The sequence below is a fragment of the Amycolatopsis stemonae genome, from assembly GCF_054781455.1.
Map to the genome: position 1 here is coordinate 12263 of NZ_BAAGUJ010000001.1, position 12602 is coordinate 24864.

Consider the following 12602-nt stretch of genomic DNA (forward strand, 5'->3'; position numbering starts at 1 on the left):
TCAGTAGCCGCCCTGGGCGGCGGCCAGGTCGGACCGCGCCATCACGTGTTCCATCAGGCTGGTCAGCACCTGCTTCGTCGACTCGCGCTCGCGGGCGTCGCACAGCAGCAGCGGGACGTCCATGCCGACGTCGAGCGCCTGCCGGACCTCCTCGGTGCCGTAGCGGTACGCGCCGTCGAAGCAGTTCACGCCGACGACGAACGGCAGGTTGCGGCGCTCGAAGAAGTCGACCGCGGCGAAGCAGGACTCCAGGCGCCGCGTGTCCGCCAGCACGACGGCGCCCAGCGCGCCCTCGGCCAGCTCGTCCCACATGAACCAGAACCGGTCCTGCCCCGGCGTGCCGAACAGGTAGAGGATCAGGTCGGGGTTGATCGTGATGCGGCCGAAGTCGAGCGCGACCGTCGTGGTCGTCTTCTGCTCGACGCCGGACAGGTCGTCGACACCCTCGGACGCGGTCGTGATGACCTCTTCGGTCCGCAGGGGCGGCACTTCGCTCACCGAGCCGACCATCGTGGTCTTGCCGACCCCGAACCCGCCGGCGATGAGTACCTTGACCGCGGTCGCGGTCAGGTTCCGCCGGGGGTCAGAGTTTCCGGATGCCATCAAGGACCGCCTGCAATACGTGTCGGTTGGGGGTTTCCTGGACCGGTGCCGCGGTACGGAACAGCACCAGGTTCTGCTCGATGAGGTCGCTGAGCATCACCTTCACGACGGGCAGCGGCAGGTCGACCCGGGCAGCCACCTCGGCCACCGAGACCGGCCGCTGGCACAGCGCGATGATACGGGCGTACTCCGGTTCGAGCATGCCCGCCTCGTGCGCCGTGCGCAGCGCGACGACGAGCGTGATGAGGTCGAGGCCGAGGGTGTCCGACCGCGTGCGGCCGCCCGTGACCGCGTAGGACCGGACGAGCGGGCCGGCCTCGTCGTCGAACCAGGCTTCGTGCCGTCCGGTCATGGCGACGTGGGCTGGACGCCGGCACCGGTCCGCGGAGCGGAGGTGAGCACCTGACCGACCCGCTTCACCATCAGGTTCATTTCGTAGGCGACCAGGCCCATGTCCGCGTCTTCGCGGGCGAGGAGGGCGAGGCACGCGCCCCGCCCGGCCGCCGTCACGAACAGGAACGCGTGGTCCATCTCGACCATCGTCTGGCGGACGTTGCCGCCGCCGAAGTGCCGTCCGGTTCCGCGCGCCAGGCTCTGGAACGCCGAAGCGACCGCCGAAAGGTGCTCGGCGTCCTCCTCCGACAGGTTCCCCGACCTCCCGATGAGCAGGCCGTCCGAGGACAGGACCACCGCGCGGTCCGCCCCGGCGACCCGCTTGACGAGGTCGTCCAGCAGCCAGTCGAGCTCACTGACGCCTGAGTTGACCATTAGTCGCGCTCTCCGTACCTGTCGTCGTTCTCAGCCGGTTCTTCGTCACGGGCCCGGCGGGTGCCCTGCTGGAAGGCGGACAGCCGGCTGCGGGCGGCTTCCGGCGAGTCCAGCCTGACCTCTTCACGCTCCTGCGCGGGCCTATCTTCCCGCAACTGGGGAACGAGGTTCTGCTGGCGTCGCCGTTGCGGCAGCGGCGGGCGGCCCGGGGCCTCCGGGCGGCGCGGCTGCGAGGGCCGGCCTTCGGGCACCGCGGGCCGCGGCTCCGACGGCGGCCACGCGGGCTGCTGCGCGGCCGGACGCGCCGGCCGCGAGGTCCGCGTAGGCGGGGCCGGCGGGCGGACCGGGGCGACCGGCTGGGCCTGCGTCGGCTGGCTGTCCGGCTCGGACACCGACCACACGGGCACCGGCGTCGGCACCGACGGCGGCTGCGCGGGCTCGGGCGGCCGCACGGGAACCGGCGCCGGCGGGGCCGGCGGCACGTCGGGCTGCGCCACGGGCATCGGCGGCTCGGTGCGGTGGCGCGCCGGGCGGCGCGACTGCCGCCGCAGCGGCGCGACCTCGTCGTTCACCGGCTCCGGCTCGACCGGGTTCGGGACGAGCTCCGGCTTCGGCGGGGTGATCGGCTGCTCCGGCTCGGTCTCCGAGAGCGGGGCCAGCAGGTCGGTGCGCACCAGGACGATGGCCCGGGTGCCGCCGTAGGCCGACTCGCGCAGGTGCACCTGGATGCCGTGGCGGGCGGCCAGCCGCGCGACCACGAACAGGCCGAGGCGCGGTTCGTCGGACAGGGCCATGATCCCGAAGTCCGGCGGGTCCGCCAGCATCGCGTTGATCTCTTCGGTCTGGTCCGGCTCGAGCCCGAGGCCCTGGTCCTCGACCTCGATCACGACGCCCTTGCCGACCACGTTGCCGCGGACCTCGACCCGCGACTGCGGCGGCGAGAACGACGTCGCGTTGTCGATCAGCTCGGCGAGCAGGTGCACGAGGTCGCCGACGACCGGGCCGCGGACGGCGATCTGCGGCAGCGCCGCGGTCTTGACCCGCGCGAAGTCCTCGGTCTCGGCGGACGCGCCGCGGACCAGCTCGGCCAGCCCGACCGGGTTGCGCCACTGCCGGCCCGGCTGCCCGCCACCGAGGATGATCAGGTTCTCGGCGTTGCGGCGGGCGCGGGTGGAGAGGTGGTCCAGCTGGAACAGGGTGTCCAGCTGCTCCGGGTCCTCCTGCTTGCGCTCGGCCTGGTCGAGCACCTTGAGCTGGCGGTGCACGATGACCTGGCTGCGGTGGGCGATGTTGAGGAAGACCGTCTTGGTGCCTTCCTTGGTCTTCGCCTCGTCGATGGCGGCCGCGATGGCGGTCTGCTGCGCCTTGTTGAACGCGTCGGCGACCTGGCCGATCTCGTCGGTGCCGTGGTCGAGGAAGTGCCCGCCCTCTTCGAGGTCGACGGGCTCGCCCGCCTGGACCCGGGCGACCAGCTCGGGCAGCCGGACCTCGGCCGCGTCGAGGGTGTCCTCGCGCAGCCGGTGCAGCCGGCCGATGAGCCGGTTCGACAGCCGGACGGCGACGAAGACCACGAAGACCGCGAACAGGACCGCGGCCACACCGGCGATCAGGGATTCGGTGAACGTCGAATCGGCGTCGTCGATCGCGGCCTGGCTCGCGTTGGAGCTCTGCGCCACGAAGATGCCCATCAGCGCGTCGCCGACCTGACGCGCGGCGGTGCGCCACTGGTCCTGCGCCACCGGCAGCTTCGACAGGTCGCCGCGCAGGAACGCGGTCTCGACCTGGGTCACCGTCTGCCACGGCTGGCTGGCCAGCAGCTGGTCGTACTTCGCCTTGACCTCGGGGATCATCTTCGGCGCCGACGCGTCGAGCTGCGCGTGGTAGGCACCGACCTGGCCGACGTAGGCGCGGAACTCGTCGTTGCCGAGGCCGCCCGCGGCCAGCCCGGCCGCGGCGAGCGCGTCACTGCGCTGCATCTCGTCCGCCGCGGTGAACAGCGGGATGGCGGTCAGCCGGTCGAACGCGTTCTGCGCGCCGCGCGCGTTCTGCGCCAGCCCCGCGACGCCGTCGGTGAACTGGTCGATGATCTTGTTGTAGTAGCCGAAGGCCTGCAGCAGCTGCATCTGGCCGCCGTCGACGGCCTGGCGGGTCTGCGGCAGCTGCTGGAAGAGACCGAAGAACGTGGCGATGTTCTTCTGGACGCTGGGCGGCGTCTCGTTGTAGTCGGCGAAGTTGTCCTTGAGGTTCTCGATCTCCTTCGCGGCGGTCGCGTCCACCTTCGGGCGGACGGCCGCGAGCACCGCGCGCTGGTTGCCCTGGCCGGCGAGCAGGCTCAGCGTCGCCTGGCGCTCCTGCTGCAGCGCGGCGAAGAACGGGATCGCCGGGGCTTCCGAATTCCGGATCTTGGTCGTGTAGTCGCGCGCGGTGACCGCGTCGTAGATCAGGTAGCCCGCGAGGGCCACACCGACGAGGAGCAGGGCCACACTGGGGATGAGCGCGATCGTGAGCACGCGCTTCCGAATCGAGGATCCCCGGTTGCGTCGAAGAGAAATCTGCTTCACCTGGGTCCGTTTTCCTTCCGGCAGTACATGTTTTCGGGTCGCCCGAGGTGGTCAACACCCGGATTCCGACCAGCCGGATCATCACCGTGGTCTGCTTCGCCCGCGACGACGGTATGCAGCCGCTCAGGGCGCGTCAAGTCCGTGGCGATAACGTGATCTTGGAACGGTGACCCGTCCACACTTGCTGCCTGCGCTTGGAAAGTCCACCACCGAAAGTCGTGACGTTCGTCCCAGGACGACTTCCGTTGCCCGGTATGGGTGCACGCTCGACGGTGGTGCGATCCACCCACTCCGCACAGCGGGTGCCGCTACGTACGGAGAGCCCGGATGGTTCGGTGAGAAACGTCACGGCTTCGCGCGACTGCCTGCGCACCCCCGGTCCGTTCGGGGAGAACGGGTTCCGGAAAGCGGAAATACCCGGGACGCGCGATCGGCGCCACGGATTCCCCGGGCACGTCAGCGGAATTCCACCCATTCCGCGAACGCACCCGTTCCGGCACTCACCGTGGCGCCGAAACCGGTTCCGCGCGCGTCAGCCCGGGAACTCGGCGGCGAGGGCGTTCCAGAACTCGAGCTCGTAGCTCTGGGACAGCCGCGCGTACCGGTGGGCTTCGCGTTCGTCGAGCCGGTGCGCGTCGAACCCGGCCTGGATCGCGGCCAGCGCTTGTTCTTCAATTTCCGGAACGTCCGCGGCGAAGAAGTCGAAGGACGCGCACGCGTCGTCGGAGAAGCCGTAGTGCGTCCGCATGCCCGCGGCAACGTCCCTGCAGTACCGGCCGAAGGCGGCGAAGTTGGCGAAGATGCCGGCCGCGGTCGCCGACGATTCGCCGTTCAGCGCGAGCCACGCGACGTACGCCGGCGCAAAGTCACCGCGCGCGGTCCGTTGCGCCGCCCTGAGCAGAATAAGGTTCAATCGCTGAGCGTGATCCGCTTCTCCTCCGCGGCGAGCACGGCGAACACCGCGCGCGGCCCGCGGCCCGCGGTGATCAGCGGGACAAGCCGGTTGTCCTCGTCGCGAGGCGCGAGTTCGGCCTGGATCTTGTCGAGCAGCTCACTTCCATTGAACCGGAGTTCGCGCGCCCGCGCCCGTGTGCACTGTGGACGGTCGTGGGGAGCTGACGCCGGAAGCCCGTGTGAAGGGGAGGTTTGACCTGGCCGCGATTCTCTACCCACCCGGCGCCGCAGCCAATACAGTGTGGCTTTCCGCCGCTTTCGAGGAGGCCAGCGTTGACCACCCCGTCCGTCGCCGAGCAGACCGAAGGCCTGACGATCCCGAGGCTGCTGCACCGCAACGCGGCCGAGTACCCCGACCTGCCGGCGATCACGTCGCTCGACGTCGAAGGCCGGCCGACGCTGAGCTGGCTGGAGTTCCGCACCGCGATCGCCGAGGTGTCCCGCGGCCTGGCCGGGCTGGGGCTCACCAAGGGTGACCGGATGCTGATCATGGCGCCCGGCTGCCCGGACCACATCATCGCCGACCTCGCCGCGACGCACCTGTCCGCGATCCCCTGCACCGCCTACGCCACGCTCAGCCCGGACCAGATCCGGTTCGTCGCGCGGCACAGCGCGGCCCCGGTCGTCGTGGTCGGCGGCGAAACCGAGCTGGCGCGCTGGCGGCCGGTGCTCGACGACCTCCCGGCGCTGCGCCACGTCGTCGTGATGGACGAGGCCGCGATCCCGGACGGCGACGACCGCTTCCTTTCGCTGGCCGCACTGCGGGCACGCGGCAAGGAAGCGCTTGCCGGGGACCCCGAGGCGTTCGAACGGTCGTGGCAGGAGATCAAGCCGGACGACCCGCTGTCCATGATCTACACCTCCGGCACGACCGGCGACCCCAAGGGCGTCGTGCTCTCGCACCGGAACGCGATCCACCAGGCGTACGCGGTCACCGAGCTGCACCACCCGCCCATGCACGCGACGAACATCGCGTACCTGCCGCTCGCGCACATCGCCGAGCGGGAGCTGTCGATCTACCTGCCGATCGTCTGGGCCGGGCACGTGCACACGCTCGCCGACCCGACGGCGGTGGCCGGGGCGCTCGGCCAGGTGCACCCGCAGAGCTTCTTCGGCGTCCCGCGCGTGTGGGAGAAGATGGTCGCCGGGCTGAAGAACATGCTCGGCAGCGTCCCCGAGGACCGGCGGACCGCGCTGCTGCAGGCGAACGAACTGCTGCAGCAGGGGTACAAGCTGCGCAGCGCCGGGCAGGAGGTGCCGGCCGAGCTCGCGGAGAAGATCCGGCAGACCGACGAAGCCGCGCTCGCCCCGGTGCGCGCGCTGCTCGGCCTGGACAAGCTGCTCGTGGCGTCCAGCGGTGCCGCCGCGCTGCCGGTGGAGATCATCTACTTCCTCGCCGGGCTCGGCGTCGAGATCTGCGAGGTCTGGGGCCTGTCGGAGACGACCGGCGCGGCGACGTCGAACTCCGGCACGGACTTCCGGGCCGGCTCGGTGGGCAAGCCCCTCGAAGGCGTCGAGGTCAAGGTCGCCGAAGACGGCGAACTGCTGGTGCGCGGCCCGATCGTCTTCCTCGGCTACCTGCAGGAAGACGGCACGATCAAGGACGCCACGGACGCCGAGGGCTGGTACGCCACCGGCGACATCGGCACGATCGACGAAGACGGCTTCGTCACGATCACCGACCGCAAGAAGGAGCTGATCATCACCTCGAGCGGCAAGAACATCGCGCCGACGAGGATCGAGGGTCTCCTCAAGGAACACCCGCTGATCGGCCAGGCGGTCGCGATCGGCGACGACCGGCCGTACGTGACGGCGCTGATCGTCCTCGACGACGAGATCGCGCCCGGCTGGGCCGCGGCGAACGGCGTCGAAGCCACGCCGGAAGAGCTGGCGTCGCACCCGGCGGTCCGCGCCGAGCTGGAGCGCGCGGTCGAGTCCGCCAACAGCCGGCTGGCCCGGATCGAGCAGATCAAGCGTTACCACGTGCTGCCGAAGGCGTGGACGCCCGAGTCCGGCGAGCTGACCCCGACGCTCAAGCTCAAGCGCCGGATCATCAACGACCGCTACTCGACGGACATCGAGGCGCTCTACGCGGCGGTCCGCGACCCGGAGCCGGCCGCCGGCTCCTGAGCCTGCCGCGGCTGTCGTGAGTGGTCAGGGCGGTTGGAACCGCGCCTGACCACTCACGACCGGGTCAGGCGGTGCGCGGCGAGGTCGACTCCGTCCACTTGCGCAGCCGCGGCGGGACGCGCTTTTCCAGGCCGTAGTTCTCCAGGTGGGCGGAGAAGACCTCGTCGAACGCCTTCTGCACGGTCTCGGTGTCCCACACCGGGCGCTCGAGGATCGGCTGCTTGAGGAACGGCTGGCCCATGACGTGCAGCTGGGGGCCGTTGCACCGGATCATCTGGCCGGTGATGCCGTGCGAGCCCGCGCCGAGCAGGAAGAGCACGACCGGCGCGATCCGCGACGGCGTCCGGTCCGGCGGGCAGGCGCGCAGCGAGCGTTCGGACTTCCACACCATCCGGGTGTGCGCCAGCGGGCAGACGGCGTTGACGCGGATCCCGGCCTCCTCGAGGTCGAGGGCCCAGGAGTAGGTCAGCGACGCGACCGCGCCCTTGCTCGCCGCGTACACGCCCAGCTTGCGCTGCCCGAGCGAGGCGCCGGAGGAGATGTTGACGATCGAGCCGCCGGTGCCGGCGTCGACCATCGCCTTGATCGCGGCCAACCCGGTGTTCACCACGCCCATGACGTTGACCTGGACCAGCTCGCGCGCCTGCTCGGCGTCGTCCTCCCAGGGCAGCGCCTCGTAGTTCAGGCCGGCGTTGTTCACCAGCCCGTCGATCCCGCCGAACTCCTTGACGCAGAGGTCGACGATCTCCTGCGCCTCGCCGGCCTCGGCCACGCTGTGCCCGCTGGCCACGGCGCGGCCGCCGTGCGCGCGGATGGTCTCGGCCGTCCGCTCGGCCAGCTCCGCGTCGATGTCGTTGACCACCACCGACCCGCCCGCGCGCGCGACGTGCACCGCGAACGCCTCGCCCAGGCCCCGGCCGGCACCGGTGACCACGACCGCCTTGCCCTGCAACAACCCGTCCATGTCATCTCCCCGCTCTGCGGCACGCCTGGCGGCGGCGCGGTCCGTCCACCCCGGCCGGCTCTGTGTCCAGTCTTGGCCCATCCGGCCCAACGGGGCATCGCCCCGACGACGAGCGGCCGCCGTCCTGCGCCGAGCGAATCCGGTTCGATCAGTCCGGAGGTACCCGCGAGCCGGTCACGGCCAATCACCACCACCCGTCGGTGGAGTAACCCGATCGGCTCCGAAGGGAGCAGTGGCCCGCGTTCCGGGGACGTCGGCGCGTAATCGGCGGCATACTGTTAGTGCTTCCGGCGGGTCCGCGGTGACTCCCCCGGATGGGGTCGTCACTGGCGAGGCACAATGCGGGCGATCCATGTTCACTCGATCGGGGGATGGTGGTTACGAGGTGACGACGCGCGCGACACCCCGGCTCCGGGCCGTCCTGGCCAACCGCGAGTTCCGCGCGCTGTGGTTCGCCGAAACGCAGTCGATGCTCGGCGACCAGCTGACCATCGTCGCGCTGGCCATCCTGATCTTCGACCGGACCGGGTCGCCGCTGCTCTCGGCCGTCGTCTACTCGCTGACGTTCCTGCCCGCGCTGGCCGGCGGGCTCGGGCTGTCCCAGCTCGCGGACCGCTTCCCCCGCCGCGCGGTGCTCGTGACCGGCTCGCTCGCGCAGGCCGTGCTGATCGGGCTGATGGCCGTCCCCGGGATGCCGATGGGCTGGCTGTTCGTCCTCTTCGTCTTCGCCCGGTTGGCGAACGCGCCGTGCAACGCGGCGCAGAACGCGCTGGGCCGCGAGATCTTCACCGACGACGACGTCTACCTGCAGAGCCAGGACCTGCGCGGGATCACGAACAACACCGCGATGCTGGCCGGCCTCGCCGCCGGCGGCCTGCTGGTGACCGGCATCGGCACGTCGTGGGCGCTGGCGATCGACGCGCTGACGTTCCTGGTCGCGGCCGGCGCCGTGCGGTGGATGGTGCTGCGCCGACCGGCCGCCGGGGACGGCGGCGCCCCCTGGTTCGGCGCCGTCCGGCAGGTTTTCGGCGACGAACGGCTGCGCGTCCTGCTCTACCTGTCGTGGCTGGTCGGCCTCGCGGTGATCCCGGAGGGGCTGGCGGCACCGCTCGCAGCACAGCTGGGCGCGGGCGACCAGGCGGTCGGCTGGCTGCTGGCCGCCGACCCGCTGGGCTTCGTCGCCGGGACGTTCCTGCTTTCGCGGTTCGTCTCGACGGAGCACCGCCGCCGCCTGCTGGGCGTGCTCGCGGCGTTGCCGCTGGCCGCGCTGGCGGCGTTCGCGCTCCGGCCGAACCTGGCGGTCGCGCTCGTCCTGCTCGCGCTGGCCGGGGCGACGGGCGCCTACGTCATCACGGTGTCGGCCACGTTCATCACGTGGGTGCCCAACGACATCCGGGGCAGCGCCGGCGGGCTCTACCGGACGGGGCTGCGGGTGGCCCAGGGCGTGGGCGTGGGGATCGGCGGTCTGGTCGCGCAGGGAATCGGGTCCGCGCACGCGACCATCGGGCTCGCGGGGGCGGTGGGACTGCTGCTGGCGGTGCCGGTCGCGGTGTCCTGGCGCCGGGTCGGCGGCGGCGCGGATCCGGAACCGCGGCGGTCATGAGCGGGTGCGGGGATCACCAGTCACGGTTGGCCATCGGGTGCCACCTCTCTGTCGGACCAAGATCACGAATGGCATTCGCGGGCGTCGCGGGCGACAATTCGCGGGTGGTTCAGAAGTCGCGGTTGCTCATGGGGCACCTCCATGCGGGGAGCGTCTCGCAGAACCTTTTGTGCCGCGTTCCCGGCAGTTACTCCGGGGACTCGGCGAGTCCGTTGCTGTGGGATGGTACCCGGCCGCGGAATGCGTGAACACTCCGCCAGGTACCGATGAGATTACTCAAGGGCGAGACTAGGCTGGAAAGGAGGTGACCAATTGCATCCAGGACCGGACGGCGACCCGGGCGCGGCGGACGGGGCCGAGCCGACGCGGGGCGAAACCGCGAAGGAACCGGGCGTGACCGCGGACGGGCCCGCGACCACTACCAGTGGTCCGCTCGCGACTGCCCGGATCCGCCACGCCTACCGGCCGCGCAACTGGGCGCTGTGGCGCCGCCGACCGGCCCAGGTCGCCTTCATGCTGACGGCCGAAGCCGTCGCGATCGCGATTCTCGTCGTCGCTTTCGCGCGTTCGCCGATTCCGTCGCGAAACGACTGGATCAATTTCGCCATTCTCGCCGCCGGGGCCACCGTTCACATTCAGCTGACGCAGCGCCAGGAAGAACGGCGGCGCGACCGGACGAAAACGGTCCTGATCGACCTCACGGCCGTCTGGACGTTTTCCGCCGCGATGATCCTGCCGGTCCCGCTGATACTTTTCGTCATCGCCGTGATCCGGTTGCAGCACTGGTTCATCGCGCGCCGGCCGGCCCACAACTTCATCTTTTCCTCGATCACGCACGGCCTCGCCGGCACGCTCGCGCACCTGACGTACGTGGCGCTCGGCCCGCACGTGCTGGGCCCACCGGACTGGGGCGGTTTTCTCACCGAGTTCGGCACGATCGTCGTCACCGGGGCCATCTACGAAGCCATCCAGATCGCGTACGTGGGCGGGGTCCTGATGCTGGGATCCCCCGCCGGGCGCACGGTTCGTAACGTGCTCGGCAGCGCGGCCGACAACATGCTCGAAGCGATCACCATCGGCCTCGGTGCGGTGACCGCGATCCTGCTCGCCGCCGTGCCGCCGATGGTGGCCGTGATGGCCGTGGTCACCGTGGTGTTCAATCGCCTCGCGGAACTCGACCAGCTCCAGAACGACGTCCGGACGGACCCGAAAACCGGGATTCTCAACATGCGCGGCTGGTCGGAGTCGGCCGAGCGCGCACTCGATCGCACCGCCCGATCGGGTGATCAACTGGCGCTGCTGATGGTCGATCTCGACCACTTCAAGTGGATTAACGACACCTATGGTCATCCGGCGGGCGACGACGTGCTCCGGACGGTTGCGCAAACCCTCGACGAAGTGACGAGACCGAGCGACTTGGTCGGCCGTTTCGGTGGTGAGGAATTCCTCATTCTGCTCCCGGACATCGACGAAGAGGCCACCTGGGACGCCGCCGAGCGGATACGTGTTGCCATTGCCAAGTTGCATATCGTGACAACGGACAAACGCGGCGACCCGGCCACGATCGCCGACCGCACGACGTCGATCGGCGTCGCGAGGCACCCCCGCCACGGCGACACGCTGGAGCGCCTGCTGCAGTCGGCGGACGCGGCGGTCTACCTGGCGAAGGAGAACGGCCGGGACCAGGTCTGCTTCGCCCCGGACACCCCGGGTCCGCCGCTCACGCCCCCAGCCGCACCGTGAGCGCGAGCTTCACGACCACCTCGGCCGACGTCCCCCGCACGGCGGAGTCCAGCCGCAGCCGTTCACCGCGATAACCGGCCGACTCCAGCCGCAGCACGGCGGCGCCCGGCGCCGGCCGCGGATGGCACCAGTGCCGCACGACCCCGGTGCCGGCCGCGTCCTTGGCCAGGAGGAGGTACTCGTGCCCGAGGTCGTCGGTGACCCGCCCGAGGCCGTTCCACCACAGGGCCCGCAGGGTGAGGCCCAGGTCGTCCCGCACCAGATCGACGGGCGGATCGGCCCGGATGTCGACCCGGAACCCTCGAGCGCCGGCGCGGACTGAGCAGACCTCGAGGAAGCCACCGCCCGAGCCGCAAGCACTGCGACCACCCGCAGCGGTTGGCCGCGCGCCACGATCGGCGCCGACCGAACCGGCGCATGCCCGATGCGCACCAGCCCACCCGCAGCACGTGCTCGGTCGGCCGGCCAAGCCGCCGTCACCCCACCCGCCGCGGGCCGAAGGTCGACCTGCAAGGCCGCCATCCCCAGCCCCTCCGCAGCACAGCCCGCCGTCACCCCGCCCGCCACAGGCCGGAGGTCGACCAGCCAAGCCACCACCCCCAGCCAACCCACAGCAAGGTCCGCCCGCCCACGGGAGCAGGACCTCGCGCCCACCGTCACCGACCTCGGCGCGCGGCAGCAACGCCGCCACCGTCAGCTCCGCCGCTCGTCGCCCGTCCTCGGCGTCCACCGCGGCCGGTTCGCCGCGCAGCTCCGCGGCCAGGATCCGCGCCCCGGTCACCTCGGCCCACCCCAGCGCCGCCGAGCGCAGGCCCGGCTCGGCCAGCAACCGCGCCAGCGGGACGCCTCCCCTCCCGGTCCCGCTGAACCTCGCCGCCCGGACCAGCCGCGCCGCCTCCGGGCAGCGCACCTCCAAGCCGAACAACCCCGTCATCGCCCGGTCCAACGCCCGCAGTTGCGCGGCCAGCACCACCCGCCGCACCGGCCCGGGATGACGTCCCGCCAGCTCGCCGGGCCGGCACTCGCGCAACGCGCAGGCGAGCAGGCGCAGCTCGGGGGAACGGGGTGTACGCAGCGTCGCCCCGGGGGCCAGCCGGCGCAGGGCGCGCACCGTGCTCTCCACGGGTGCGGCAGGCCGCGTGCCGCCGGGATCGGTCGAGCCCACTGCGCGCCCTCCTGGTCCGCCGCGCCCCCGCGCCCAGTGTCGCGGGCGCCGGACGGCCGCGGAACGTAAGAAGGGGCAGACCCGGGCGCCACCCGATCGGGCAGCTTAGGG

At 71.3% G+C, this 12602-nt stretch carries 10 protein-coding genes; 3 read left to right on the plus strand and 7 right to left on the minus strand.

Annotation, left to right across the window (positions count from 1 at the left end; genetic code table 11):
* The 5 genes from ACYVLJ_RS00095 to ACYVLJ_RS00115 all read right to left on the minus strand — a co-directional run bounded on the left by ACYVLJ_RS00095 (position 1) and on the right by ACYVLJ_RS00115 (position 4845).
* A complete protein-coding gene (locus tag ACYVLJ_RS00095) occupies positions 1-603 on the minus strand; it encodes a GTP-binding protein (RefSeq protein ID WP_072476760.1) in 603 nt (200 codons plus the stop codon).
* Positions 584-955: a DUF742 domain-containing protein gene (locus tag ACYVLJ_RS00100; RefSeq protein ID WP_286002477.1), complete on the minus strand. Its 372-nt coding sequence runs from the start codon at positions 953-955 to the stop codon at positions 584-586. The genes ACYVLJ_RS00095 and ACYVLJ_RS00100 overlap by 20 nt, the downstream gene beginning before the upstream one ends.
* A complete protein-coding gene (locus tag ACYVLJ_RS00105) occupies positions 952-1371 on the minus strand; it encodes a roadblock/LC7 domain-containing protein (RefSeq protein ID WP_451967606.1) in 420 nt (139 codons plus the stop codon). The genes ACYVLJ_RS00100 and ACYVLJ_RS00105 overlap by 4 nt, the downstream gene beginning before the upstream one ends.
* Positions 1371-3881: a sensor histidine kinase gene (locus ACYVLJ_RS00110; RefSeq protein ID WP_460437349.1), complete on the minus strand. Its 2511-nt coding sequence runs from the start codon at positions 3879-3881 to the stop codon at positions 1371-1373. Before ACYVLJ_RS00110 ends, ACYVLJ_RS00105 begins: the two co-directional genes overlap by 1 nt.
* Positions 3882-4464: 583 nt before the next feature.
* Entirely contained in the window at positions 4465-4845 is a 381-nt protein-coding gene (locus ACYVLJ_RS00115) for a hypothetical protein (protein WP_460437350.1), read from the minus strand.
* 314 nt (positions 4846-5159) lie between these two features.
* On the opposite strand from ACYVLJ_RS00115, the gene ACYVLJ_RS00120 reads away from it, so the two are divergent.
* Complete coding sequence (locus ACYVLJ_RS00120) at positions 5160-7016, plus strand: AMP-dependent synthetase/ligase (RefSeq protein ID WP_460437351.1); 1857 nt, start codon at positions 5160-5162, stop codon at positions 7014-7016.
* A gap of 64 nt (positions 7017-7080) precedes the next feature.
* Here ACYVLJ_RS00120 and ACYVLJ_RS00125 read toward each other — a convergent pair whose 3' ends face one another.
* Positions 7081-7980, minus strand: coding sequence for an SDR family NAD(P)-dependent oxidoreductase (locus tag ACYVLJ_RS00125; protein WP_451967615.1), 900 nt, complete (start codon positions 7978-7980; stop codon positions 7081-7083).
* Positions 7981-8332: 352 nt separating this feature from the next.
* On the opposite strand from ACYVLJ_RS00125, the gene ACYVLJ_RS00130 reads away from it, so the two are divergent.
* Together ACYVLJ_RS00130 and ACYVLJ_RS00135 are read left to right on the plus strand one after the other, a co-directional pair.
* Positions 8333-9583 (plus strand): MFS transporter, encoded by a 1251-nt coding sequence (locus tag ACYVLJ_RS00130; protein WP_451967617.1) that lies wholly within the window; start codon positions 8333-8335, stop codon positions 9581-9583.
* A 312-nt stretch (positions 9584-9895) separates the two neighbouring features.
* Positions 9896-11326, plus strand: coding sequence for a sensor domain-containing diguanylate cyclase (locus ACYVLJ_RS00135; protein ID WP_460437352.1), 1431 nt, complete (start codon positions 9896-9898; stop codon positions 11324-11326).
* Here the strand turns inward: ACYVLJ_RS00135 and ACYVLJ_RS00140 are convergent.
* On the minus strand, positions 11304-12491 hold the full coding sequence (locus tag ACYVLJ_RS00140; RefSeq protein ID WP_460437353.1) for a hypothetical protein: 1188 nt from the start codon (positions 12489-12491) through the stop codon (positions 11304-11306). The two genes, ACYVLJ_RS00135 and ACYVLJ_RS00140, sit on opposite strands and share 23 nt — an antisense overlap.
* Positions 12492-12602 lie beyond the last annotated feature (111 nt).

What these genes read in the sequence shown, in the direction of transcription:
- ACYVLJ_RS00130 (WP_451967617.1), top strand. Translation starts at nt 8,333, where the DNA reads ATGTTCACTCGATCGGGGGATGGTGGTTACGAGGTGACGACGCGCGCG.
- ACYVLJ_RS00105 (WP_451967606.1), bottom strand. Translation starts at nt 1,371, where the DNA reads ATGGTCAACTCAGGCGTCAGTGAGCTCGACTGGCTGCTGGACGACCTC.
- ACYVLJ_RS00125 (WP_451967615.1), bottom strand. Translation starts at nt 7,980, where the DNA reads ATGGACGGGTTGTTGCAGGGCAAGGCGGTCGTGGTCACCGGTGCCGGC.
- ACYVLJ_RS00095 (WP_072476760.1), bottom strand. Translation starts at nt 603, where the DNA reads ATGGCATCCGGAAACTCTGACCCCCGGCGGAACCTGACCGCGACCGCG.
- ACYVLJ_RS00100 (WP_286002477.1), bottom strand. Translation starts at nt 955, where the DNA reads ATGACCGGACGGCACGAAGCCTGGTTCGACGACGAGGCCGGCCCGCTC.